Source organism: Wolbachia endosymbiont (group B) of Rhopobota naevana, assembly GCF_947250615.1.
Classification (GTDB): Bacteria; Pseudomonadota; Alphaproteobacteria; order Rickettsiales; family Anaplasmataceae; genus Wolbachia.
In genome coordinates this window covers 1,090,527-1,114,352 of record NZ_OX366333.1, presented here as the reverse complement: position 1 = coordinate 1,114,352, position 23,826 = coordinate 1,090,527, and the positions used below count along the sequence as shown (strand labels likewise).

Here is a 23,826-nt window from a genome sequence, read left to right as displayed (position 1 = left end):
AAATATCAACACTAAATTTATCAAGAATAAGAAAAATTTTATGAAAAACATTTTCTATATTTAGATATTATGCGTTTAACTGATACGTAGAATTGGTGAGAAAATCAAACAGGCCATAGCGAGAATAGCGAAAGAGTTAGATATAGGCTCTAGACTAGTGGATAAAGAAATATAATAAGTTAAAAATGGACAGAGCTTTAAGGGAGTTGCAATACTTAGGCTTTTTCTTTAAGTTGTTCAGTTTCATCTATCGAAAGGCCGGTAGACTCAGCTATTAAGTTAACAGATACGCCAGCTTTCAGTAAGTTTTTTGCAACTTCAATTTCCCTTTCTTTTCTGCCTTTTTCGTGACCGATTTGGATGCCTTCTTGTCTACCTTCATGTTTAGCATCATCGAGTTTTTGAGCGAGGACAGCCTGTTCATCACGAATACGCTTGATCTCTTGTTCATATGCAATAAATTCTTTTTCTGACCAATTAAATCTATTCAGCTCTTCATAGGCCTTTTTAATTATTAAATCACTACCTATTATTTTTTCCAGGTCTTCTTCACTTGTTTCATCAGCATACTTAAAAAAATATACCCACTTCTCAACTATATTTGAAAGCTGATCTTCTTTGGTTTTTGGAAATTTAGGTAACTCAATAAATATAAAGTAAAAATCTTTTAGATCATGTTCATTAGTATCTTCATCGCGAATAGTGTGCTTTGATTTGTACTCAGACTTATCAGGAAATAAAATACAGTCTGCTATAGCAATAAAGATAATTTCCTTAAGGTCATGGTATTGATCACCCTTACTAGCTTGTCTTGAGTAAGCTTTAGCAGCGTAGTATTGGGCACGCTTCTCAAAGCCCTTAGTTTTAGCGACCTGCATTTCGACTATCACTTGCAGCCCATTTTCATCTCTACAAAGAACATCAACAATGCTTTGTTTTTTAGAAGCAATATCAGGGTCTTGAATAGTACTTAAAAACTCTATATCCTGTATTGCATTTTTTCCAGCAAAGCCGAGAATATCATTAAGAAAGTGAATAAGGATATCTTTATTTTTTTCAGTGCCAAAGATGCGCTTGAACGATATATCGTTTTTGGGATCGAGAAACTTGGAAAGAGCCATGAGAAAGTAAGATAAAAAGCATTAATAATTATACACAATTGTGAAGAAATATTCAACTAAAATTCAAACCACAGGAGATAACATTTCGGGCTGGGTTTTTACAACTATTTCTGTTTTTAAATTAGTTGAGACATCTAATAGAGAACTTGATTTGCATTGATATTCAAGCTATATCCTGATAAGACTGAGAGTTGGAAATATGGCAATAATTCTTTTAGATACAAAAACAATAAACCGTATAGCAGCGGGTGAAGTAATCGAAAGGCCAGCAAGTGTAGTAAAGGAATTAGTAGAAAATGCAATAGATGCTGGAAGTTCAGAGATAGAGATCAAAATAGAAAGTGGTGGGCGTAATCTTATAACTGTAACAGACGATGGAAGTGGAATAGAAAAGGAAGATTTGGAACTTGCGTTTATGCGCCACGCTACTTCAAAATTAAGCGATAGTGAGTTAATAGAAATCAAGCACCTTGGGTTTAGGGGAGAAGCTTTACCTTCAATTGCAGCAGTAAGCAGAATGAAATTATCGTCTAAGGCAAGTGGAGCAAAGGAAGCATGGTCTATAAGGTATGAGGGAGGAGAAAAAGTAAGAGAGATTACCCCTTGTTCTTTGTTGCAAGGTACATATATTGAAGTTCGTGACTTATTTTTTGCTACACCAAATAGACTAAAGTTTCTAAAAACCGAAAGGGCAGAAACACAAAGTATTGTTGATATTGTGAATAACTTAGCGATGATTAATTATAGTATTGGGTTTACTCTCACTTCTGGTAATAAAAAGCTCTTAAAATATGTTAAGCAAACTTCGCTGTTCAACAGATTATGTGAAATAGAAAAAGAATTTCAAAGCAATTCACTGGAAGTTAAAGAGGAAGAAGAAGGCATCAAACTTAAGGGACACATCTGTAAACCTAATGTCAATCGTGGCAACTCAACTCAGATTTATACGTTTGTTAATGGAAGGCCAATGAAAGACAATCTACTTGTTGGTGCAATTAGGTATGCGTATCACGATTTTATTCCAAACAATAGGTATCCTTTTGCAGTGTTGCATTTAGAAGTACCATATGACCAAGTAGATGTAAATGTGCATCCAAATAAATCGGAAGTAAGATTTCAAAATAAGAGGTTAATATATGAAATAGTGAGAAGAGGGCTAATAAAAGCGTTGTCAATGAGAATAGGTACCTCTTCAGTGAGTGATATTGATGGATCTAGGTGTCAAGGTATTGGAGAAGAACTGGGTGGTTCGCCTTTTGATGTTAGTGAAAGTCAAAGGAATAGTGAGCGTGTTAATAATGGAAAAAGCAGAGAAGTAAAGGGTCAAAAAGAATTTTACGAAAGGAAGCCAAGTCTTTTAGAAAATCGTCTAATGAAAGAATTCAATGCACCAGATGAAAGAAAGCGAAGCTTATCAGGAAGTTTTAAGTATGAAGGTATAGAGAAATCTACACCACAGAAAGGAGTTATGGTTCTAGAAAGAGAGCAAATTGATTTAATAGCGGATCATCCTCTAGGGTATGCACGCTGTCAGGTCTACAATACTTATATTATTGCTGAGGCTAAAGGCAAATTGATTATAGTAGATCAGCACGCAGCTCATGAGAGATTGATATACGAGTGCTTAAAGCAAAAATCAAGCATAAAAAGACAAAAACTTCTTCTTCCTGAAATAGTTGAGATTAAAAACCAAGCTGGAATGGAGATGGTTAAAACTTATAAAGATAAGCTTTTTGAAATGGGTTTTGGTATTGAAATAGAATCAGAAGATAAAGTAAGGGTAAAAGAAATACCTGCAATCTTGGGAACAATAGATATAAAAGAGATGCTAGTTGATATAGTAGATAAGTTAATGGAAATAGAAGATACGCTACCAATAGAGGATAAGGTGAACAAAATATCATCCATAATCGCTTGCCACGGAGCAGGAAGAAAAATGAAATTGGAAGAGATGAATGAGATACTAAGACAAATTGAGAAAACTCCATATTCTGATCACGGAAGACCAACGTATATAGAAATGAAACTAAGTGATATAGAAAAATTGTTTGAAAGGAGATGAGTTCAGTTTGTCAAAAAGGTTGCCAATTAAGTATACGTAACAGCTCTTCTGATTATGGAGTATAAAATTTGAAAAGAGAGAATAAATGCTCTAATTTTTTAGATTACAAAGTAATAGGACAGGAAGTAAGAAATCGTAGATTAACAAAGGGGTATACTCAAAAAGATTTAGCAAAAAAAATCGGAACAACATATCAGGTAATACTGCAATATGAAAAAGGAACACGTAAAATTTCGATTGAAAAATTGTACGCTATAGCAAAGGTGTTATCGGTTGATATTATAGACCTAATTCCTGTATCAAATGAAAAAATCTGTTTTGAAGATGAGGGAGAGAAAATATTAAATCTAGTAAGAGAATATAAAAAGATTAATGATCAGGAATTACGTAGAATGTTTTGTTTACTAACCAAATTTGTTCAAGTTAGTGAGAAAAATAGTAAAAAAACGGAGAGAATAAAAATTGCAAAAGGTCTGGTTAAAGGAGGAGTTTCTGTTGATATTGTTGCAAAAACAATTGGTCTCTCTGCTGATGAATGTGTTGAAGAAAAAACGGGTTCTATATACTGCAAAATAGGGAAAAAGATAAAGGAATGGAGGGCAGTACGGGAATATACTCAGAAGGATTTAGCAGAGAAAATGAGTACAACACGTGACGAAATAAGCAATTATGAGCAAGGAAGAGTTGCTGTTCCACTTGATAAATTATATGCAATAGCAGAAACATTATCGATTAGTATTACAGATCTCCTAATAGAGGAAGATGAAGGTAGTAGAGTGGAAAATGAGCTACCTGATTTGATTAAAGAATACAAAGAAATTGAGAGCCAAGAATTGCGTAATGCATTAATAAAATCTTTGTTTGAAAACCTACAAATTTGTGAGAAGAAAATTAGAGAAGAAGAAAGAATTAAAATTGCAAAGAACTTAGTTAAAAAAGGAATTTCTACCGATATTATTTTGCAAATAACAGGCCTCTCTTTAGGCGAAATTCAACAAGTTTAAAATAAAAAAATCACCATATATTAATATCTTTACCTTTTAATGAAAAAATAAGCAAAAAAGATTTAAAAATTGATTTGACTTCACTCGAAAGCTATGGCTCTATGCCAATGCTGATAAAAAACAGCAGTAAATATCTAAAAAAAGTTTGTTGTTAGTGAAAGGTAAATTATATGAATAAAGGTAAAGAAGAAATCGAATTCAGAATATTAGAAAGCAAAGGCAAAGCACTACTTGATCGTGAAATAATGGAAACATTTCTAAGTGCAGTACATGAAAGGCCACAAGCTCAAGAAATTGCTAAAAATCTGGTGAATAGCTATACAGGAGTAGAAAGGATTTTAGGTCGAGAAATGGATGACCTGAAAGTTATAGAAGGAGTAACTGATTCTGCAGTAGCAATGATTATGTGTGTTAAGGAAACGCTAGAAAGGGTACTGAGAGAAAAGCTCAAGGGAGAACCAATCATGGACTTACAAGGGCTAGTAGAATACTTGAACGTAAGTATAGGTCATGCAGAGAGGGAATGTGTAAAAATACTGTACTTGAATAAAAGGTGCCAATTAATCGGAGAAGAATCCTATATTGGTGAAATGGAAAAAGCACCAGTATAAATAAAGGAAATTACAAGAAAAGCATTAATAAAAAATGCAACATCAATAATAATGTCACATAACCATCCTGGAGGAAGCTTAGAACCTTCAGAAGAAGATCAAGCAGTAACAAAGAGCTTGGCAGCAGCATGTAGTACTGTAAGCGTAAAATTGTTTGACCATATTATCATCACAAGTGGAGGCTATTTCAGCTTTCGAGAAAACGGATTGTTATAGCAGAAAATATTTGCAAATCTACTCACTATAATTTATAATGAGTAATGAGATGTATAAAGTTTATTGTACGCTTAAAAAGTATTTTTAATAGTGAGGATAATATGGGTAATAAAATAATTGTACCTTTTGATGATAAGAAAGGAGGTACTTACGAATTAAACGTTGACCTTGATAAGTTATCAAAAGGTGAGATGTTAAATGCTATTATAGGAATTGGTCATGTTAACCAGCAGTCCACCTTTGTAAGCAAAACCAATAAGGCTAAAAAACCTGGAGAAGTGCCCTTCCCTAATAGAGACGTTCAAATCAACTACGGAAAAGGGCTTGATTACATATATGGCACAAAACCTATAAGTGATCAAGAAGATAAAAATCCATTTACCTCTGCCTTGCAAAAAATAAAGCCAAGTATAAGCGAAAGCGAAAAATTGAGCTGGTTTAAAAGTGCTGTAGTAGAGGCAAAAAACGTAAATGAATTGCACAAAGTTATAGACAAAGTAATAACTTCTGGAGTAAGGCTAAATGCATGTAATGATGGGGAATGGAGTTTTGCAGAATATCTAGTATTAGGTACACATTTTCACAGATTAGAAAAAAGTGATCGAAAAAAGCTAATACGTAAATTAATGCTAAGCGGTGCAGAGTTTCATGATGCTTTACTGCAGAATAAACTGATAGGTGAAATCTATAATGAGCTACAGCCAGAAGTTCAGCCACAGATAGATAAGCAACTAGAAGAGCTAGAGGAAGCTGGCGAAAATGCTGTGCAAGAAGGAGAATTAATAGATGTTGAGATAGATAATACAACATCGTATATAGAATTTTCTGGGAATAGTAAGGTAGAGGTAGCCAAAATACTGGAAGCAAACAGAAAGTTAGGAAGTAATATCTTAAAAATTGGTAATGATGCAGTTGAAGTTAAAAGTGAGAAGGGAGGTATAAGAAACTATACCGATATTTCAGATGGCAGCTCTGTCATGTTAGAATTTCCTACGAGCATTGGTAAGCTAAATATTGTGTTGTACCAAGAGGCAGATCAGGTGCAAGTGAGAGTAGAAAATAAGGAAATGTGGGCTGAGTTACAAAAAAGAGACGAAGAAATAGGAAAAAACTGCCTTTTTGGGGGAGTAAAACTTCAAGAAGCAGTAGAGAAAGGTAATTTCACTAGATGTGGCATATGGAGTGAAAAGTATGCTATAAAAGAGATTAGCAATGATGAAGTATTGTCTCCGTCTTCATGGGTAAATAGGGTATGTGGAGGTAGTAAAGAAACCTTTCGGGAACTTTAATGCGTCTACAGGCAACTTTAAGGTTCCAGAGGTTTTTTTTACCATTATATCTGGAGCCTTTGAGCTATAGTAGAAAATATTATATATGGTTCTTTGCGTGGAAAGAAGTCTAGATTATAAAGTGGGAGAAAAATTAAAAAGTTGGAGGTTAGAGCGAGGGTACACTCAGAAAGATTTAGCAGAGAAAATTGGTGTAAAATACTGGGTGATATTGCAATATGAGAAAGGGAATCGTAGAGTTCCAATTGAAAGGTTGTATGCTATAACTGAGGCACTATCAATCAGTATTACGGATCTTATTCCTGTATCAAAAAGCTGTCTTGAAGATGAAGAAGAAATATTAAATCTAGTAAGAGAATATAAAAAGATTAACGATCAGGAGTTACGTAAGATGTTTTGTTTGCTAACCAAATTTGTCCAAGTTAGTGAGAAAAGTAGTAGAAAATCGGAAAAAATAAAAATTGCAAAGAGTCTGGTTAAAGCAGGAGTTTCTGTTGATATTGTTGCAAAAACAATTGGTCTGTCTGCTGATGAATGTGTTGAAGAAAAAGTTGGTTCTATCTACTACCAAATAGGCAAAAAGATAAAGGAATGGAGACTAGTGAGAGAGTATACTCAAAAGGATTTAGCGGAGAAAATGAGTACAACACGTGACGAAATAAGCAACTATGAACAAGGACGCGTAGCTACTCCACTGGGAAAATTATATGAGATAGCAGAAACATTATCGATTAGTATTACAGATCTACTAACAGAGGAAGATGAAGGTAGTAAAGTGGAAAATGAGCTACCGAATTTGATTAAAGAATACAAAGAAATTGAGAGCCAAGAACTACGTCATGCACTAATAAAATCTTTGTTTGAAGGGATACGTATTTGTGAGGGGAAAGTGAGAGAGATAGAAAGGATTAAAGTTGCAAAGGATCTAGTAAAAGGTGGAATTTCTATTGATACTATTTTGCAAGCGGTAGGTTTATCTATTGATATGGTTTTAGATGGATAGCTCGTAAAAAAATTATAGCAATAAAGTTTTTTTCTTAAATGGAGGATAAATGTTTGTTTCTGCAAGCAATGTTAGTTACGGAATAGGGCAAAGAATAGAAAATTGTAGGTTAATGCGAGGGCATACTCAAATAGGATTAGCAAGTCAAATAGGTTTAACATACCAAGAAGTAAACAGCTATGAAGATGGGTATATTCCTATTCCAATTGAAGTACTATATATAATAGCAAGAGTATTATCAGTTGACGTTGTAGATTTATTACCTGAACCAGTAATAGTAAGGGAAGACAGTTATGAAGACGAGGAAATACTCTATCTAACGAAAATATACGAGAATCAAAAGTTAGGCAAAATAGTACCTTCATTAATCAGGTTTGTTCATATTAGCGAGAAAATCAATCAAGAGGAGGCAAGATTAGAAGTAGCAAAAAATCTAGTTAAAGAAGGAGTTTCAGTTGACATAATTTCCCAAGCAACCGGCTTATCTATTTACGAGTATGATAATACAGAGAGAGAAATCTGCACTGATTCTATATATTACAGAGTAGGGCAAAGAATAAGAGAATGGAGATTGATAAGAAGGTATACTCAAAAAGATTTGGCGGATAAAGTTGGTGTAACACTCAAGGAAATACACGAATATGAAAAAGGATATACTGAAATATCATTTGATAAATTATATGAAATAGCAGGGGAATTATCAGTGAATATTAAAGTTCTGCTGCCTAAAACAAGAGAAAGCAAAAAGCTATTGAGTTTAATGGATGAGTACGGAGAACAAGAATCATTAGTCAAATCTCTATCTGAAGATATGAAAAGTGGCAAGGAAAAAGTTAAAAAAACAGAAAGGATCAAGGTTGCAAAAAATCTAGCAAAGGAAGGTGTTGCTATTGATATTATTGTGCGAGCAAGTGGCCTAACTGCCGATGAGTGTGAAAATTGAATTGTGTTTAAGATATAAGTAAAAATGGTTAATATATTATCTATTCTAAACCCTTATTTAGCTCTGCAGAATTTTTTTGGCATTTCTACGTATCAAGATAAAACATCACAGAATTTATCGACTACTTTTTGATTTTCCTCTATCATTGCATTTGCTTCTTGCTGAAGAGATTTGATATTTTTTGATGTAATATTATCCATGTCAGGTGATGCTATTTTTAGTTGCGATTGTATACGTATATATTTATCAGCTATAACTTGATCAAGTTGGTAATTTACTGCATCTAAACTTGAGGCAAACATTACGTTCAACAGAGGTTTTATCCAACCTATCTTTCCAAATCTCCTTGAATTAGCTATGCTTCTATCTCTTCTTCCAGTACCTATTGATAACAGTAGAATATCATCATTTGGAAATAACCTCTTACCACTTGCATATGCACAAGCCGCTGGATTATTGGCAAACACCCCACCATCCACTAATACTCTTTTTATCTGGTTAATTTTGAGATGTTTTGGCATGAAATAAGTAGGTGCAGCCGTTGCAGCTCTGAGTGCATCTTTCAGCTTAATATTACCTTCTTTCCAGCTTTTAAAGAAAAATGGACGATTATTGTGAATATCATAACTTGTTATCAGTACCTTACTTAATGTGTTTTTTAGAATATCCTCTCCAAAATATTTATCCAGTACAGATTCAATATTTTTATGTGGGTATTGTGCGCAGTTAAACCAAGATAATATTGATCTCCTAAAAAATGAAGACTTAAAAATATATGCTCCGTACTCTTGGTAAAGCTCAACTAAATCATTGGCTGAATATTGGGGATTTCCTCGTTCATCTTTTCTACATAATCCCGCTACAACAATTCCACCGGTTGAAGTACCTGCTATAAGATCAAAGATTTCAGCTATAGTTCTTCTTGTTCTTTTTTCTATTTCTGCTAGTATAATGGCTGGTATGATGCCCCTTATGCCTCCACCGTCAACTGAAAGAATATATTTGGCCATGTTTAGATATTTATTGATTTTTTTGACTTGTTTGCTTTTATCAGGTTGTGTTTCTTGTCCAAGTACTACTGTATGTTTCACTCCTAGAGAAAATTGCACCAACCTAATAATTGATTCCGTGGATCATGCTAAAAAATCCGTGTTGGTTCAGGCATACCAATTTACCTCAAAGCCTATTGCTGAATCCTTAGTTCAAGCTAAAAAGCGTGGAGTTGATGTCATGGTTATTCTCGACGAATCGCAAGTTAGCTCAAAGTATAGTGTTATTAATGAACTGTTTCATCAAAAAATCCCAATATACATAGACTATAAACCTGCAATTTCACACAGTAAAATTATGATTATTGATGAGCAAAAAATCATAACTGGATCTTTCAATTTCTCTGACGCCGCGCAGAAAAAAAACGCTGAGAATCTACTGATTATAACAGGAGACCCTACATTAGTTGAGCAATACATCGAAAACTGGAAGGATCGTCAATCTCAATCTGATCCTTATACACCAAAAGTAGAAGAATAATTACTTTAAATCAGCTTTAAGCTCATCCAATTCCTCAGAAAGATTTTTTACCCTTTCCTCAAGTACTAATACTTTTTCCATTAAACCATATTCAATAAGTTTATCGTGAAATTGTACCCTTGAGTCTAGCTTGGATAACCACCATATGATTGCTACGGTTTGGATTAATATGGTAATAATTACCGTAATTGGGATTTTTTGCTTTTTCATGTGAAAATATTAACTTGTTATGGATAGTTTTAGAAGTTTATATACAGATTATAGAAAACTTACAGCTTTAGTGATTACTTTTTGTTGATTCGTATTGATCCTCTGCTTTAGCAAGTAGCTTTATGATTTTATCGTAATGTTTGTTATTTTTATTGTGTCGCGATTCCACTACAGCCATATTTCTAGGTCTTCTTCCGTCTTGGGCTGTAGCTGTAGGATTTGCTCCTTTGCTTAGTAAAAACTCAACGATTTCCAAATGTCCCTTATCTGCTGCATGGTGCAAAGCTGTCCATCCCATATACCCACCTGTAGCATTTATATTTGCTTTTTCTTTCACTAAAAACTCAACAATTCTTAGACACCCAGAATCAGATGCATGATGTAATGCTGTTAACTTATTAATCTGTACGCTAGTATCTAACAAATTTTCTACTGAGAATTTAACAATCTCTAAGTTACAATTTTCAGATGCAATTTGTAATATTGTTTTATAATTATCTGTAGCTTTTGCTTTCATATAGCAATAAGTAATAATAACACATACTACTGTTACTATAAACCACCAAAAATGTAGCTTATTTCTTGAGTCTCTATTCATATTCAATACCTTTTTCAATATTAAACATTTGTTTTACTGATTTTTTCTTAACGTTGATGCTGATAACATAGTGCGATAACCTGAACCATCTAACATGTGTTCTGCTCTGTCAATTATCCATTCACCGTCTATATCTTGATGAAACCCTAACAAGCTAAGTTTTGCCTCTGCAAATAGTTCTGGATTACCAGGGATAGTGATATCCAATACTGCATTATTTCGCTTTAGTTGTTTTAACTTAGCATTTGCTGCACTTAGTGCTGATTCTACATTAGAGTAAAGCGTTTGTATAGTATAACTTGGACTACCAGAACCAGCTATTTCTGATATAGTTTCACCTTTTTCATAGCTATGCCATTTTGCAATTACTGAGTTGTACCTACTCACGGTAAAGTGAACCTTCCAATTTATTGTGTCTTGAGGTCTAATAGCTATTGTTCCTAAAGCTTTTCCAGTTGCCGACTTTGCTTTGCCTTTTGGAATAAAAAGTATGTATCCGCCAGCTAACTTTGCCATTGCCTCGCGTTCTATTGCTATTTTTGTTAGTAAACTTATATCACTTTCTTCTGTTTGGTTAATATATGGAATCAACACATTTTCAAATTCTTCTGCAACTCTGCACCCATATCCGTGCTTTTCTGCTATTTCCTTAACCAAGCTACCTAGAGTAATTTGATGCCATTCTTTAGATGCTTTCTCCTTTAATGATAGTCTTAAATTTGTTGCATGAGCTTTGATTAGTAGAGTCTTAGGTGGACTTTGTATTGTAACTTCGTTGACTGTATATATGCCCATTGGTAAGACTCCAGTTTCTCTGTAACCTAGAGCGATATTTAATTCATTCGGAACATCTGTGTTTTCATCCCTATAATCAACATGTACTTCAACTACATCATCTATAGTTCCAGATTCATCTGTAAGGCGCAATGATATAACTCTATCTCTAATTGATTCACATTTATCTATTATAAAATCTGGCTGCATTTATTCCCATACTTTTAATTTTGACTTTTGTAGAGGTTTTTCTGTTACAGGCAATTTAATTTTTAGTCCTACCGGTAAAAAACTTCCATGTTCTGCAAGGCCTGGATTTTTAAGCAATACTTCCTCCACTATTCCATCGGTAAATCCATAATGTTTCCAGCAAATCAGATCTAGCATTTCTCCTTCTTTAGTTAAGTAATATATAGTCATCTATAGCTCTTCAAACTCAAACTAAATTCAACTTTTCTTGGTAGTCCATTAGGTAAAAAATACATCTGCTTTTCTTCTAACCTAGTAATTACGAATTGTCCTAAAATATTACCTAGACTATCTACTAAAACATGCGGTTTTTCAGCTTCTTTCATATTCTTTAATTGATTTACTCTGTTGAGAATATTAAGGTAAATAACTCCTTCTATATCTACATTTTCCACTCCTCGACCAATATTTTGTAGTGACGGCATTTTATCGATACATTCAATTACACTCCAACGATTTTCTTTACTATACTTCAAACTTATCGGAGTAAATTTATATGGACCAAGAGATAACACAAATAAAAAATTTTTAAAAACATAGTTGATCAATAAAACGTCTCTACTGTATCAAATAAAACATCACGTGATTTTTCTCTTATCCTTTTTATTACTTCATCTGCAAGACTACGAACATCTTGATTTGGCTCTGCTTTAATGCTGATAGTGTAATTATTAGTGATGTTCTGAGTTTTATTTTGTTCTTTATTTTCAAATTTACTCCTTCCAAAATCTGCAAATATCTTATCATTATCGCTCTCTGTAAACTTTTTCTCCTCAATAAGGCTTTTGATTCTGAAATTATTCTGATTTCTCTTGGAAAATTCTTTAATTATACTGTTACTTAGCAAAGGATTTCCACTGTTGAGAATATTACTCTTTAGGGGACTATGTACTGCTTTTACTTCAGTTTTTCTTTTTTCAAACTCTTTCAGTGGGCTATTCCCTAATACTTTTCCAAATACACTTTCCCCTATCCATGAAAAAGCTTCTTCTATGGGTTTTATTATCGATTTCCAAAAGCTAGAGAAAAAGTCTTTCACCTTTTGCCAGTTAGTGATAACAAGAGCTGCGCCAGTAACAAGTCCAGCAATTAAAAGCCCTATAGGATTACTCATTACAGCAAGCGTTATTGCTCTTAGTCCTGTTACTACTGCAGGAAAAACTGTAGCTGATAAAAATGAAAATACTCCAAGTAGGTTTGCTTTCAGACCAAAAATCGTACTTCCTAGCAATGTAAATCCGTATCCTAGTCCTACTGCTGCAATTTTTAAACTTATCAAAGCTGCTACAGTACCCATGATCGTCGTGGTTAAAGTTGGATATTTTTCTGCAAAAGAAGCTATATGCTCTGTTATTGTTTTCAAACTTCCAGCTACATAATTCAAGGTAGGTAACATTACTGACCCTAGATTCATGCCAGCTTCAACTATTGCATTTTTAAGTAATTGTAATTTATTAGCTGTAGTGTCTGCACGATTTTTGAATTCTTCTTGCAGAGAGCTTCCGTACTTTTCTGTATTAGCCAGTAACTTTATTGCATCCTCATACTTATTAAAACTTCCAGCTAATAATGCAATATCATCTTGATATTCCTGACCGAAAAGTTTCATCAGGATTGTAGAACGCTCCTGATTATCCATTTTCTTTAGAGTTTGAAAAAAGTGAAGTAGTGCTTCTTCTCCGCTTTCACTGATCCTTTGTACCATTTCTTCCGCGGTTATGCCCATTTCTTCTAGTGCTGCTTTGAATTCTTTTCCTTGACCTTCAGCAGTTTGAAGTTTGCTAAGCAGTGCATTTATAGCAGTTGCAGCTTTTGCTGGTTGTTTACCTAAACTAATAAAAGCATTTACTAAGCTGCTTGTTTGTTCAAACTTTAATCCAAACTGCTTTGCAGTACCACCAACTGTTGCTAGAGCTTCAACCATATCTTTTGCTTTAGCAGCAGTGTTATCTGATAAGTGGTTGATTACATTACCAACATGCTCCATTTCACTAACATCAATTCCATAAACGTTAGAAAGTTTAGCTATGGAATCACCTGCTTGCTCTGCAGACATATCAAATGCTGTAGACATTTTTGCTACTGTTTCTGTAAACTTAAAAAGATCTTCTTTCTTGATACCAAGCTGTCCACCGCTTGCAGCTATTTGTGCTAATTCTGCGGCTGATAATGGTATTGTTCTTGACATTTCCTTTAACCCTTCAGCAAATTTAGTTACTTCATCTTTTTTATTATCAAACTTTACTACCTTCTTAACATCAGCCATAGCCGATTCAAAATCAATCGCAACTTTAACTGGAGCTGCAAGCGAAAGACCTAGCCCAATAGTCTCTATAATTTGTGACTTAAAATGTGCTTTACTTGCTAAAAAACTTTGGTGACTACGTATTGCAGACCCAAGCTTACCATACTTACCTTTTAGCACTTCAATAGAAGAACCAAGTTTATATTGATCACTTACTAATGACTTAATATTTCTTCCACTTTTTCTTACTTCTTCATTAAATGAATGTAAAGCATCTCTCTTTTTCAAATATGCTTCTTTTGCTTTTGTTGCAGAAAACTTAGCTTTATCAAACTCAGCTTTTAAAGTTTTGCTTGGTTTCTCTATCGCTTTCATTTGTTTAGCTAAAGATTTTACTTGATCCTCAAAACCTTTCCATGACCTCTTACTAGTCAAAACATCATGACCCAACTGCTTAAACTTTGATACTGATTTTAAAGATGAGTCAAGCTTTCTTATATTCTCACCAAGATGAGTAAGTTGACTACTACTTCCTTTTATTACAGTATTAAAACTGCCATCTAAGACTGCTCCGATTTTTATAGATAACGTTGACATTGTACCTTCCTCGCTGCTTCATGCCATAAGATAAATTCGTTAATTTCCATATCAAGCAAAGGCTCAATTCCACTACCAATAATAGAACTGAGCTCGGTTACTTCTGACCTCAAGTTTTTTGGATAATTGGTGAAAAAAAATCTTTTAATACCTCTTGCACTTTTACATAATCAGCAATATCTAACTCTTCAATCGCTTCTTTTGCAACTGATGTCAAATTGGCAGTCAAAGTTACTTCCTTATTTAGGTCACTACCATTAAGGCGTTCTATTACCAAATAGTCTCTAACTTTTGGACGTCTAACAGTAAGTTCTGAGACAGAAATACCATCAACTGTTATTGGGTTATTAAGTGTTATAGCTTGCATGTTCCTCCTTAAAAAGTTAATTAAATAAAAGTCTATACCGGCTTTTACATAACTAATTTTTTTTATTACAGTTTTTATGTTTGATTGAAGAGATAACCTAATATAAAAGTTGTAGTAGGGATTATTTCCTTTCCACTTGGATTAATTCTTGAACTTCATCGACAGAAAGACCTGTACACTTGACAATAGTGCTAATATCAACATTATTAGTCAACATCGCTTTTGCAACTTCAATCTTTCCTTCTTTTTTGGCATCATCAAGTTTTTGAGCAAGGACAGCCTGTTCATCACGAATACGCTTGGTCTCCTGTTCATATGCTATAAACTCTTTTTCTGACCAGTTAAACCTATTTAGCTCTTCATACGCTTTTTTGATTATTACGTCACTTCCTGTTATCCTTTCCAATTCTTCTTCACTTGTTTCATCAGCGTACTTAAAAAAATACACCCACTTCTCAACTATATTTGAAAGTTGATCTTCTTTGGTTTTGGGAAATTTAGGCAATTCAATAAATACAAAATAAAAATCTTTTAGATCATGTTCATTAGTATCTTCATCGCGAATAGTGTGCTTTGATTTATACTCGGACTTATCAGGAAATAAAATACAATCTGCTATAGCAATAAAGATAATTTCCTTAAGGTTATGGTATTGATCACCTTTATCTGCTTGTCTTGAATAGGCTTTAGCAGCGTAATATTGGGCACGTTTTTCAAAGCCTTTGGTTTTAGCAACCTGCATCTCAATTATCCATTGTACTCCTGTAGAATCTCTACATAGCACATCAACAATACTTTGCTTTTTAGATGCGATATCAGGGTCTTGAATAGTACTTAAAAACTCTATATCCTGTATTGCATTTTTGCCAGTAAAGCTCAAGATATCATTGAGGAAGTGAATGAGAATGTCTTTATTCTTTTCAGTACCAAAGATACGGCGAAATGCTATATCATTTTTAGGGTCAAGAAATTTAGATAAAGCCATAGCAAAAATGTCTAAAAAACATTAACAATTATACAGTATTATCAGTAATTTTTCAATAAAGAAGTGAAAAGGCATCTGTCTATTCCATTAAATCCCTAGAATCGTTTGTAACAAGGCCATCTGATCAACACCATTTATCTTTCTAATCATATTTTCAGCATCGATTTCTATCAGCTCATTACCGCCTATAGTAAGTTTATAGTAATGGGCAGCTACAGTACATTTCAGCGTTGCTTTTTCAGCAGGTTTCCAGCTACCAAAGTCAAATTCTTTGAATATGCCCCTAAGGTTGATTATTACTCCTTCAACATCATTACTTCCACTTCCCTGCATTCCACCACGAAGAGTTAAAGATACAGAGTTTCCATCTATTAAACCAAAGAGTCTAAAGAGCTCAGAGTCATACTCAGCGAAAGTAAAGTCTGCTTCAAGCTTTTCCATGCCCATATCAATATTTATTGGAATATCCATACCACCAGCACGGTACTCTTCTGTTTTTATGGTAAGTTTTGGTAGGGTAATTTCATCTATTTTTCCTGCATAACCACGACCATCAACGAATACGTTAAAATTTCTCAGTATTTTCGGTAACACTTTGCTTTCTCCTAACTTATATTTACAAGATGTGATCTGAATATTATTTGCTCAGCCGGATATGGTGGTGTAAACTCAAAGTCAAAATATACTTTTCCGCTTGCGATGTTTGCTGGTGTGTTTAATTCTGAAGTTGCGTAACATTTTCCGCTGATAATTGCTCCCTTAGCTTTCAAATTTGCAAGATAAGAATTCACCCCCTCAATTACATCATCTATATAAGTTTTGGTAATATTGCGATCAACTGCCCATAGATGAGCTCGAAGTAAACTATCGTTAATTAAATCTGCGGTGCGCCTTACTGATAGAAAAGCCCATTTCGAATCGTTTGAACATGTTCTATTTCCCCAAATCCTATACCCATTTTGGTGAATTATCGTTGTTACCTCATTTTCATTTAAATAATTTGCTCGAGAGCTTCTATCGCCAAGAGTAAAATCAATAGGCCTGCTTGTTCCAACAATACCATTTATCTCTTTATTTGAAGGCGAATGCCAAAATCCTTGCTCACTATCTACTTTCGCTATTAAACCAGCTACAAATGGGCTTGCTGGCAAAATTTCTTCTTTTCCTTCAATAAGTACCTTAACCCACGGATCAACAACATAAACTCTTGAGCTGCCTACACTTTTTCTCCATTTTATTGCTTCTTCATCATTGGTATTTGGTCCATCTGCTACTATTATTGCTCTTAGCTTTTCTGCTATAGGAATTAAAGCGCTAACCACTGGATTTCCAGCATCTCCAGATAATTGATGAGTAAACTGAGGTGCAATTAGTATTCTAGGTAGCACATGAACTATGCTTTCACTGCTTAAGAACGCTTGAGTTCCCTGATATTCTCCAGTTTCTTTGTTAACTCCACCAATGACATTGCTGAGCGTCTCTTCTACTTTCTCCTCAACTCGAATAACTACTACTGTTGCACCAATTTGGGAAAAAATTGCATTAATAGCTGAAGGCAAAGTCCCAGATTGACCAAGTTTTGCTGCTTCTTTTAAGCTTCCTGCTATTAATATTGGTTTATTTAGTGGAAACTTTTGCCCGTCAGCATCAGGTGCAGTACCAATTACTCCAATTACCGATGATTTAGCTGTTCGTACTGTCCTCGCTCCTGAGGTAACCTCGATAACATTTACTCCATGTAGAAACTGTTCTGTCATTTCTTTTTCCCCTTTTCAACTTTCTTGCATTTTTTGTTTACAATCATCTAGCAAAGTTTGCAGCTCTTCCTTACTTTTAGCTTCACCGATTTCCCTTTCAGCTATATCCACCAATTCTTCGCACTTGATTATTGCTTTTTTCGCTCTTTTTGCTTTTTCCTGAATTATTCTTGCCATTTCTACTACTGAAATTCCTCGGACTTTTGCTAATGGCTCTATAATTTCTGCATCTTTTTTGTCTATAGATTCTGGTGCTGCTAAAATGTTCTCTGCGGCTTTTGCTTGTATTTCGTACGACTTAGACTTCTGATGAGAATATCCTGCGTATTGGTGAGTATAGTTATCATAATAAGCATGAAGATTAGAAAGTGCAGAAAACTTCGCATTTTGTAGTAACTCCAATTCAATATCTTCTTGATTCCGCTGAGCAATTTTGCCTCCTTCTGTTAAACAATAGCTTTTTTGCCAATCAAAATCTTCTGGTGCTTCATACCAATCATTTTCAGTTGGCTTGCTTTCAAGTGTTGTTGTTTCTACTTGTTTATCATTTTCAAATCTAATGTAGATAGACATTGTTTGTTACCTCCAAATCTCATACGTGTTAGATAATCCTGGACATTGCCAAGCTTTTAGCGTTCTCTCCACATCTACTTCAAGTCCTGTAGTTAGAACATTGCTACGTATGTTATAAATCCCCCACTGAATAAATTGACCATAGTTGTGTACATAATTTGATGCAAGCATACCTTGACTAACTTGTGTTCTGGAATACAGATAAGATGATGTGTAAAGTAATATTGCAACTGTTTTTCCTGCTGGAATCTCCACATTACCAGATCCGGCTAACTTGCTATCAGAACTCGTGTATTGGTAAACATTTTTCCATACTATTTTTGAAATACTTGATTTATTAGAATTAGTGTTATCAGGAGTTCCCACAAATAATCCTGCTCCCCCATACTCCGTACTCGAATACGATGATCCAACAAATTCCATTGTCTTATTTATGTTCACATTGGTTGTATTTTTTACAAATACTACTCCAAGTGCAGCATACGGATAATAGTATATCTCATCATAACTACCAGAAAAACTTTTTGTGCATAACTCTCCGTAAATAAATGTTCCTTTACTTCCCTCTATAAAACTTAGTTGTCTTGGCCGATAAAAACTAACGTAATCTGTATTGTACGTATGGCTACCTGCTAGTAGTTGTAACATATAGTCAGTTTTTGTTATATCACTACTCCACTTTCCAAGCTCTGTCGTAAAAGTTCCGTGGCCAAAATAATTATTTTTTCTGCCAAGTACACCAAATAAGAAAGGTAATGACCCTGGTTCAACCATATTGCGCTTTCTTATTTCATTTATAAGAGACACTTTTAACTGTTCATCCCGAGTTTTTACCTCATTTATCAGGGATGTTTTTAATTGGTTATCACGAGTTTCTATTTCCCCAATAATTGATGAGCCAGATGGTACATTATTAACAGCACGAAAATCTTCTACTAAACCTTTAAGACCATCTTTATGACTATTACTAATGCTATTTATTGCTGCAATATTGGCATTCTTTCTCGTATCAAGTAGCGATAAATTTGTTGTTCCTTTTTCATCAATTCTCTTTAATAACTGCTTCTCTGATTCAGAGATCACTGCTAAAGAACTAGCTTTTTTATTATCCAGATCAGTTAAGTGTTTTTTTGCACTATCAAGAAGTTCTTTTAGCTTACCATCAGTCATCTGTACAATTTCAGAAACTGCACTTTTGTCGACTATTGATTCCAATGCTTTAGCAAGATATGCTAATTGATCTGGTGTACTGTTTGCTGCTAAATCCTTAAGCCTCTTTTGTAGTGCATCAATTATCTCTTTTACCTCAGTCATCTGCACAATGTCAGCAATAGCTTTTTTATCTGCTATCAATTCCAGCGATTTTGCAAGATATGCCAGTTGATCAGGTGTGCTGTTTGCTGCTAAATCCTTTATCCTTTGGTATATTGCTTCTTTCATTCCCAAAAATTCAAAAAAGTTTCAAATCTAAATCGTTTAAAATTATTTTTTAGTTGATTATGCTCATCTTCTCTTTCGGTAATATCTTCATCTATTTTTTCTATAGCTCTGCGAATACGTACTACATCTTCTACCGCAATATTCTCTGGGTGTGGCAAAGGATATCCGCGCCTCGTTTCATCATTTGGCATTTTCTTACGTTATAACAACCCGCAAGTTTTTTACCTTTGGACGATAGACAACCGTTCCACTTAAAACCAATTTTATCCTTGTCTCATTGGAGTTAAAATTTGATAGTACATGAGTTCTCTCCACCCAATTTTCTCCAATTGGTTTTCCTGATGTTAAATTCACTAACTGCCAATCCACGTTTTTTTGCACATACGCTTTAACATCTGCAGTGCCAGGTATTAGTGCATCATATGTTATGGTAATTTTAGTGTTAGCTCCTGCTGTAATGCTTCTTGTAACATAATCTCCTTTTTCCTCTATATTACCCATAACTAGCTGTAACCCAGGATATAGCACTGGACTTTTCTCTCGCCCTCCTTTTAGGCTTGCTTTTACCGTTAATTCCCCATTTATTCTTTCACGCAGTGCGAGCGGCAAATTATCAGACAAAAAATTTTCTTTTCCTTCTTCATCTGTTAAAATAAATTCCACATTGGTATCAAATGCTACTTTTTCGACGTTCGTCAAAACAATTAAATCTGATACGTTATTTGCAGTAACCTTGCCAAGATCAATAATGTGAGAAACTTCGCTAAATTTTGCAGCCAAAAGCCGAAACGTTAAATCTAAGTTCTGATGTGGAGTCCAGGTGCTTGCATTGCTTGATGACAGTAATACTCCTACTTGATATGGCTGACTTGTTACCCAGCGGCTATTTACTGCATCATATTTGCCAAGTTCTGCTATTTTTACTGCAGTACCTGCATCATCGGTAAGTAAAACTATTGCATATTCTCTGCCAGCTTCACACCAGACAGGAGACCAAGTAATACGTGTTGCTGTGCCATCTATCTTTATATCTTTTGGCTCAATATAACTTTCAGCAATGACAGTCTGCGAGGGCATTCCCAATGTTGTTTCTCTAATCTGCACAACAACACGTTTTTTGCCTTTATTTACAAACCATAGTTCCACGCCTCCTATGTGCCTACTTTTATTTAGAGTAAATGTTTGCGCTAAAGGATCAACTCGTCTTGCTGCGATAACTCTTCTTCTTTCCTCTATGGTAATTGTTTTTTTACCAGTATACGTTGCTTCTCCATAACTTCCTTTATCACCGTAAAACTGTACTAACTTAGTACCTGCTGGAATATTTGCTGGTACTTTCACCTTTCCCTTTAATTTTCCCTGATTGTTAGCTGTTAACATTTGGTTTTCCAGTTTTAAGTTATAGGTTGAATGTTTATTCCGTCAAATTTTATCTCTTTAAGCTTCTCACTTGGCTCAAAACCTTCAATTTCAAAATTCTGTACTGCTTCTCTCATAAATTCAGCTTCGTATGAAGTACTTGACAGCAGCTCTGTTGTTTCTTTAACACTAAATACTCTAGTTACTGGACTTTTCCAATTCGTGGTAACCTCCGTCCAGTGGTCTATATTTTTATTTAGAGTAATTTGTGCCGGAACTGGATCAAAAGCTTGATACGGATTAATTTTTTCTCCTTTAGTCTGTAAACGCTGCTCCAGTACCGGTTCAAGTTCATACGGCAACAAATAAGGTTTTTTGCCTCTTTCAACATCAATAATTTCCACATCTATCGGTAATATCAGTTCCTTATTTACTATTGCTGCAGTTTGAGTAATACCTTGATCACGCATATCATCATCGAAGAACGGATCTACAAATACTCCTTTTTTGGTAGTAGGTTCTCTTGAATTTGCATCACTGCGTAGACGTTCCTCTGCAACCAGCGCATAAAGATCATTTATTCCTTTTTTCATTGCTTCAAGCTCATTCATCGGTACAGCATGAATAGCATTATTCACTATTTTTACCCCTTCTTTTTCTCCGTTTTTCCATGTCTGATGAATGTAGCAGAGCAAAAGTTGTCCGCTAGGTGCTTTAGGCATTGATGGTCGCCAAGGGTGAGCTATACCTTTTATTCTCCTTACTGCTCCTTTGCTATCGATAGTAATTAAATCATAGCGTGGCATTTTCCAGGTGTAATCAATCAGAACCAAGCTGTTATCAACTGCTCCTTTTACTTTACATCCCTCTTCGCTTATATCTTCAGGGCTTATATGAGTGCGGCAGCGATAGGTTATCAGGTAACTACTCCCAGGAGCTGGTTCTTTTCCTGGGAATGACCAATCAACGTTTCCTGCGGTTAGTTTATAATCTACACTATTTTCATAAATAACATTACCTTGTTTAATTTGAATAATTTCAAGTACCGCAGAGTCAGGTATTGGATCAACAGCTCCTGAGTATGAACCATGAGTAACGGTAATGGTTTTCTGAACAGTTATATCTACTTTTTTAATTTCACTTATTGGAAAATCATTAACTTTAAGTTCCATTACTCTTTGGCTATTTGGCTGAAAAGTATGTGGTTCTGATTCAACTGATTTTATATCTGGATCGTCATCAAAAGAAACACGCATACTGTGAGGAAGTTCAATCTCATAGCCATCAACATGAGCTTTACCCTCATTAATCACAAATATTTTTTTTCCTCCTTCTCCCTCTTCCTTTTGCAGGAACATTACTTCAAGACCATTTACGACGTAGGAACCATTTGCCTCTTTGTCATAACGAGCAAGAGCAGTAGTTACTATATTTGCTTGTGGTGGCGGTGAATGTTCTATCAATACTCCATTTTCAATGTTATAAATTGGATAAAATTCTCCATTTACAGAAAAAGGGGAAGAAACACCTTCAGATTGATAACCCCAAATGGTAGAAACTTTAAGTCTTGCTGCTCCTACTTCTTGATAATTACGTGTACCAACAGCAGGATCACGAAGATTTTCGTCCTCAAGTTCTGTAATCGTAGATTCTAGATAATAAACACCGATACGCACTGTGGTACTCAGTGGAATAACAAACTCTTTTGCTTCTACTTTTCTAACTGCTCCACGAAGATAGATTTTTCCTGACTCAAGTGTAACTTTACCAGTTTCCCCATCTATAATACAATTGCTTCCTGTTATAACATCGCCATCACGAAATATTGCATCGCCTATGCCTTTAAGCTTAGAGAGAGCATACTCCTGAGTCTCGTTTAATTCTGCAGACTGTAGACCTCTTCCTGCAAGAAACAAGCTTTTTTCGTATTCTTTGTCAGGATTAAAGCGGTTATAATAGCTATTTAAGGTCATCTTTTTTCTCTTTTTCTAAAATGTCACTACAAACGAAAAAGTTTCCCGGGTTGCTGAAGTCCTAATGAGCGGTACTGTATGCTCTAAAACTAATAAGATCCCTGGGTCTTCTATATCTTGTGGTTCAAAATATCTCTGTCCAGGAGGCAACTTTTCTTTTACCTTTGTACCAACCATAACTCCTAATTCCCGTATAACTTGATTTGCTGCGTCCGTGAAATCGAAAGTAAATTTAAGGTATAAATTATTGGTTGGTACATTTGAGGACCTAAACCTCCCTGTTGGAGTCAAAAGCTCTCCATTCTCATCACCTGTGCAAAAGAGAACTTCATCTGCAGTACGTCTACCAAGCTCATTGAGCAGTTTTTCAGAAGTTATCAGCTCTGGTGGTGTGCTTTCAGTATACTCTATAGTAACTGCACTATTTGCCGTGATAGAGCTATTTTCCGTACGTTTTATTACACCACTACTGCTATCAACTATATAGTCAATACTGGATTTATACACTGTTTGTCCTGTAAAAACCCTTACATCTTTAATAGTGTGGTGATCTAGAGCTATTTCACCCTCAACAAAAACTTTTTCGACCTGATGGCTACTTCCAGAGCTTGAATCACCACTTCCCCAAGCAAGATGTAGAGATTGCTCTTTTATGCTGGCTGCTATTGCTGCTCTTCCTGATTGTGTAAGAATTGACACCTGTGATGAGTTTGAAAGGCTTATATAATATATATTCAGGATTTGAAAAATTTTTGTCCAAAAAAAATGAATTTTTGCCTAATTTTTTGTTGCAGTATTATTTAAAAATCGAACTGTATTATTCTCGAAAAAAAACAATAGAATATCAATAGGTTAAAAATTGCATCTGTATTATTTATTTTTGCTCCTGTCCTACAAAGTGCACCTATAGTTTCTCATCC

Annotated in this window: 24 protein-coding genes and 1 pseudogene; 7 read left to right on the top strand and 18 right to left on the bottom strand. The window is 34.7% G+C overall.

What is annotated here, in order from left to right; all coding sequences use genetic code 11:
* Window positions 1–215 precede the first annotated feature (215 nt).
* Entirely contained in the window at window positions 216–1,121 is a 906-nt protein-coding gene (locus OOL01_RS05425) for an Rpn family recombination-promoting nuclease/putative transposase (protein WP_264686519.1), read from the bottom strand.
* 199 nt (window positions 1,122–1,320) lie between these two features.
* Between OOL01_RS05425 and mutL the strand changes: the two genes are divergently transcribed.
* From mutL to wmk (OOL01_RS05390), 6 genes and pseudogenes are all read left to right on the top strand, one after another.
* Window positions 1,321–3,183: a DNA mismatch repair endonuclease MutL gene (mutL, locus tag OOL01_RS05420; protein ID WP_264686518.1), complete on the top strand. Its 1,863-nt coding sequence runs from the start codon at window positions 1,321–1,323 to the stop codon at window positions 3,181–3,183.
* Window positions 3,184–3,251: 68 nt separating this feature from the next.
* Complete coding sequence (wmk, locus tag OOL01_RS05415) at window positions 3,252–4,187, top strand: WO male-killing family protein Wmk (protein WP_264686517.1); 936 nt, start codon at window positions 3,252–3,254, stop codon at window positions 4,185–4,187.
* A 170-nt stretch (window positions 4,188–4,357) separates the two neighbouring features.
* Window positions 4,358–5,014 (top strand): annotated as a pseudogene (locus OOL01_RS05410) (JAB domain-containing protein).
* 101 nt (window positions 5,015–5,115) lie between these two features.
* Complete coding sequence (locus OOL01_RS05400; protein ID WP_264686514.1) at window positions 5,116–6,303, top strand: hypothetical protein; 1,188 nt, start codon at window positions 5,116–5,118, stop codon at window positions 6,301–6,303.
* Between the two features lie 85 nt (window positions 6,304–6,388).
* The gene (gene wmk / locus OOL01_RS05395) at window positions 6,389–7,306 is read left to right on the top strand and encodes a WO male-killing family protein Wmk (protein WP_141456911.1); all 918 of its coding nucleotides are present in this window, start codon (window positions 6,389–6,391) and stop codon (window positions 7,304–7,306) included.
* Window positions 7,307–7,355: 49 nt separating this feature from the next.
* On the top strand, window positions 7,356–8,249 hold the full coding sequence (gene wmk, locus OOL01_RS05390; protein ID WP_141456913.1) for a WO male-killing family protein Wmk: 894 nt from the start codon (window positions 7,356–7,358) through the stop codon (window positions 8,247–8,249).
* A 92-nt stretch (window positions 8,250–8,341) separates the two neighbouring features.
* Here wmk (OOL01_RS05390) and OOL01_RS05385 read toward each other — a convergent pair whose 3' ends face one another.
* A complete protein-coding gene (locus OOL01_RS05385; RefSeq protein ID WP_264374795.1) occupies window positions 8,342–9,259 on the bottom strand; it encodes a patatin-like phospholipase family protein in 918 nt (305 codons plus the stop codon).
* On the opposite strand from OOL01_RS05385, the gene OOL01_RS05380 reads away from it, so the two are divergent.
* On the top strand, window positions 9,258–9,779 hold the full coding sequence (locus tag OOL01_RS05380) for a phospholipase D family nuclease (protein ID WP_264374794.1): 522 nt from the start codon (window positions 9,258–9,260) through the stop codon (window positions 9,777–9,779). The genes OOL01_RS05385 and OOL01_RS05380 overlap by 2 nt on opposite strands.
* Here the strand turns inward: OOL01_RS05380 and OOL01_RS05375 are convergent, their stop codons facing one another.
* The 16 genes from OOL01_RS05375 to OOL01_RS05300 form a co-directional block, all read right to left on the bottom strand.
* Complete coding sequence (locus OOL01_RS05375) at window positions 9,780–9,989, bottom strand: hypothetical protein (RefSeq protein ID WP_264374793.1); 210 nt, start codon at window positions 9,987–9,989, stop codon at window positions 9,780–9,782. It lies immediately after the preceding gene.
* 67 nt (window positions 9,990–10,056) lie between these two features.
* Window positions 10,057–10,587: an ankyrin repeat domain-containing protein gene (locus tag OOL01_RS05370; protein ID WP_230609188.1), complete on the bottom strand. Its 531-nt coding sequence runs from the start codon at window positions 10,585–10,587 to the stop codon at window positions 10,057–10,059.
* A 33-nt stretch (window positions 10,588–10,620) separates the two neighbouring features.
* Window positions 10,621–11,571: a contractile injection system protein, VgrG/Pvc8 family gene (locus OOL01_RS05365; RefSeq protein WP_264374792.1), complete on the bottom strand. Its 951-nt coding sequence runs from the start codon at window positions 11,569–11,571 to the stop codon at window positions 10,621–10,623.
* A complete protein-coding gene (locus tag OOL01_RS05360; RefSeq protein ID WP_064085527.1) occupies window positions 11,572–11,781 on the bottom strand; it encodes a tail protein X in 210 nt (69 codons plus the stop codon). It lies immediately after the preceding gene.
* Window positions 11,778–12,125: a phage tail protein gene (locus tag OOL01_RS05355; RefSeq protein ID WP_230609191.1), complete on the bottom strand. Its 348-nt coding sequence runs from the start codon at window positions 12,123–12,125 to the stop codon at window positions 11,778–11,780. Before OOL01_RS05355 ends, OOL01_RS05360 begins: the two co-directional genes overlap by 4 nt.
* Window positions 12,126–12,154: 29 nt before the next feature.
* Window positions 12,155–14,452 carry a phage tail tape measure protein gene (locus OOL01_RS05350; RefSeq protein ID WP_264377281.1) on the bottom strand — a complete coding sequence of 766 codons (2,298 nt, stop codon included), beginning with the start codon at window positions 14,450–14,452 and terminating at the stop codon, window positions 12,155–12,157.
* A 109-nt stretch (window positions 14,453–14,561) separates the two neighbouring features.
* Complete coding sequence (locus OOL01_RS05345) at window positions 14,562–14,819, bottom strand: phage tail assembly protein (protein WP_264374790.1); 258 nt, start codon at window positions 14,817–14,819, stop codon at window positions 14,562–14,564.
* A 121-nt stretch (window positions 14,820–14,940) separates the two neighbouring features.
* Window positions 14,941–15,804, bottom strand: a complete 864-nt coding sequence (locus OOL01_RS05340; RefSeq protein WP_264686513.1) for an Rpn family recombination-promoting nuclease/putative transposase — start codon at window positions 15,802–15,804, stop codon at window positions 14,941–14,943.
* An 87-nt stretch (window positions 15,805–15,891) separates the two neighbouring features.
* Window positions 15,892–16,398 carry a phage major tail tube protein gene (locus OOL01_RS05335; protein ID WP_264686512.1) on the bottom strand — a complete coding sequence of 169 codons (507 nt, stop codon included), beginning with the start codon at window positions 16,396–16,398 and terminating at the stop codon, window positions 15,892–15,894.
* An 11-nt stretch (window positions 16,399–16,409) separates the two neighbouring features.
* On the bottom strand, window positions 16,410–17,561 hold the full coding sequence (locus tag OOL01_RS05330; RefSeq protein WP_264686511.1) for a phage tail sheath subtilisin-like domain-containing protein: 1,152 nt from the start codon (window positions 17,559–17,561) through the stop codon (window positions 16,410–16,412).
* Between the two features lie 15 nt (window positions 17,562–17,576).
* A complete protein-coding gene (locus tag OOL01_RS05325; RefSeq protein ID WP_264330657.1) occupies window positions 17,577–18,134 on the bottom strand; it encodes a hypothetical protein in 558 nt (185 codons plus the stop codon).
* A 6-nt stretch (window positions 18,135–18,140) separates the two neighbouring features.
* Window positions 18,141–19,574 carry a hypothetical protein gene (locus OOL01_RS05320; protein WP_264686510.1) on the bottom strand — a complete coding sequence of 478 codons (1,434 nt, stop codon included), beginning with the start codon at window positions 19,572–19,574 and terminating at the stop codon, window positions 18,141–18,143.
* Window positions 19,571–19,765 (bottom strand): hypothetical protein, encoded by a 195-nt coding sequence (locus OOL01_RS05315; protein ID WP_264686509.1) that lies wholly within the window; start codon window positions 19,763–19,765, stop codon window positions 19,571–19,573. The genes OOL01_RS05320 and OOL01_RS05315 overlap by 4 nt, the downstream gene beginning before the upstream one ends.
* A gap of 4 nt (window positions 19,766–19,769) precedes the next feature.
* Window positions 19,770–20,954, bottom strand: coding sequence for a hypothetical protein (locus OOL01_RS05310; RefSeq protein ID WP_264686508.1), 1,185 nt, complete (start codon window positions 20,952–20,954; stop codon window positions 19,770–19,772).
* A 14-nt stretch (window positions 20,955–20,968) separates the two neighbouring features.
* Window positions 20,969–22,906 carry a DUF4815 domain-containing protein gene (locus tag OOL01_RS05305; protein ID WP_264686507.1) on the bottom strand — a complete coding sequence of 646 codons (1,938 nt, stop codon included), beginning with the start codon at window positions 22,904–22,906 and terminating at the stop codon, window positions 20,969–20,971.
* A 15-nt stretch (window positions 22,907–22,921) separates the two neighbouring features.
* A complete protein-coding gene (locus tag OOL01_RS05300; RefSeq protein WP_047759123.1) occupies window positions 22,922–23,605 on the bottom strand; it encodes a hypothetical protein in 684 nt (227 codons plus the stop codon).
* Window positions 23,606–23,826 lie beyond the last annotated feature (221 nt).